Origin of the sequence: Phenylobacterium sp. (genome assembly GCF_030693805.1) — a bacterium.
Classification (GTDB): domain Bacteria; phylum Pseudomonadota; class Alphaproteobacteria; order Caulobacterales; family Caulobacteraceae; genus Phenylobacterium.
Genome location: NZ_JAUXZW010000276.1, coordinates 1 through 1,767, shown reverse-complemented (window position 1 = coordinate 1,767; position 1,767 = coordinate 1). Strand labels below are relative to the sequence as shown.

2 protein-coding genes are annotated in these 1,767 nt (G+C 69.6%); both read right to left on the bottom strand.

The features are described 5' to 3' along the window. Positions 1–266: hypothetical protein (locus Q8M88_RS10660; protein WP_305597141.1), on the bottom strand; the 266-nt coding region annotated here is incomplete at its 3' end. Between the two features lie 41 nt (positions 267–307). After that, entirely contained in the window at positions 308–1,606 is a 1,299-nt protein-coding gene (hslU, locus tag Q8M88_RS10655) for an ATP-dependent protease ATPase subunit HslU (protein WP_305597140.1), read from the bottom strand. Positions 1,607–1,767 lie beyond the last annotated feature (161 nt).

The window sequence follows — 1,767 nt, the reverse complement described above, 5'->3', positions numbered from 1 at the left end:
ACCTCGGGCGGCAGCTTGATCGGATAGTCGCGACCGCGCTCATAGGACCAGAAGGTGCTGACCGTGCAGCGCCAGAACGGCTGCAGGCGCTGTTCGCGGTAGGCGACGACGAACTCTTCGTCGCGGGGCTTGGCGAGCAGGCCGGCGACGCGGGACAGGGCGCCGAACGCCTCGACGCGCTTGGCCCAGGCGCGGCCCACCGCCTCTTCCTGCGAAATGCGCGGCGCGAACCGGAACATCCGCTCTTCAGCCAGTTCGACCTGCATCGCCGCGCTCCACCCAGGGATCCGCGGCGATGATAAGCCGGTTAGAGGATGTAGCGCGACAGGTCGCTGTTTCCGGCCAGCTCGTCGATGCGCTTACCGACGTAGGCGGCGTCGACGGTGACGGTTTCGCCGGAGCGGTCGGCGGCGGCGAAGCTCAGCTCCTCCAGCACCTTTTCCATGATCGTCTGCAGGCGCCGCGCGCCGATGTTCTCGACCTGGCCGTTCACCGTCACCGCGGCGTCGGCGACCGCATCGATGCCGTCCTCGGTGAACACCAGGGTGACGCCCTCGGTGGCCAGCAACGCCTGGTGCTGGCGGATCAGGTTGGCCTCGGGCTCGGTGAGGATGCGGCGCAGGTCGTCGCGGGTCAGGGCCTTCAGCTCGACGCGGATCGGCAGGCGGCCCTGCAGCTCGGGCAGCAGGTCCGAGGGCTTGGAGACGTGGAAGGCGCCAGAGGCGATGAACAGGATGTGGTCGGTCTTCACCGGGCCATGCTTGGTCGCGACCGTGGTCCCCTCGATCAGCGGCAGCAGGTCGCGCTGCACGCCCTCGCGGCTGACGTCGGCGCCGGCGCGGTCGGAACGGCTGGCCACCTTGTCGATCTCGTCCAGGAAGACGATGCCGTGGTTCTCGGCGAGGTCCAGGGCCTCCTGGGTCAGGGCATCCTGGTCGACCAGCTTGTCGCTCTCCTCGGCGATCAGCGGGGCCCAGGCGCCGGCGACGGTGGTCTTGTGGGTCTTGGTGCGGCCGCCGAACGCCTTGCCCATCATCTCCGACAGGTTCAGCACGCCCATGCCGCCGGGCTGTCCGGGGACCTCGAAGCCGCCCATGGCGCTGGTGTCGGCGAGCGTCAATTCCACCGCCTTGTCGTCCAGCTCGCCGGCGCGGAGCTTCTTGCGGAAGGACTCGCGCGCCGCGGTGGAGCCGGGACCGGTGAGGGCGTCGAGGATACGTTCCTCGGCCGCGGCCTCGGCGCGGGCGCGCACGCCGGCGCGGCGCTTGTCGCGAACCATGGCGAGCGCGCTTTCCACCAGGTCGCGGACAATCTGGTCGACGTCGCGGCCGACGTAGCCGACCTCGGTGAACTTGGTGGCCTCGACCTTGAGGAACGGCGCCTGGGCGAGCTTGGCGAGGCGCCGGGCGATCTCGGTCTTGACGACGCCGGTGGGGCCGATGAGCAGGATGTTCTTCGGCGTCACCTCGTCGCGCAGGTCATCGGGCACGCGCCGGCGGCGCCAGCGGTTGCGCAGGGCGACAGCGACGGCGCGCTTGGCCGCCTGGTGGCCGACGATAAAACGGTCGAGCTCGGAGACGATCTCGCGTGGGGAAAACTCGGTCATTTCAGGGGTCGATTCCGGGTCGGTGGTTCCGCCGCGCTAGAGCGCTTCCACGGTCAGGTCGCGGTTGGTGTAGACGCAGATGTCGGCGGCGATCTTCATCGACTTGCGCGCGATCGCCTCGGCATCGAGCCCGTCCATGTCGATCAGCGCGCGCGCGGCCG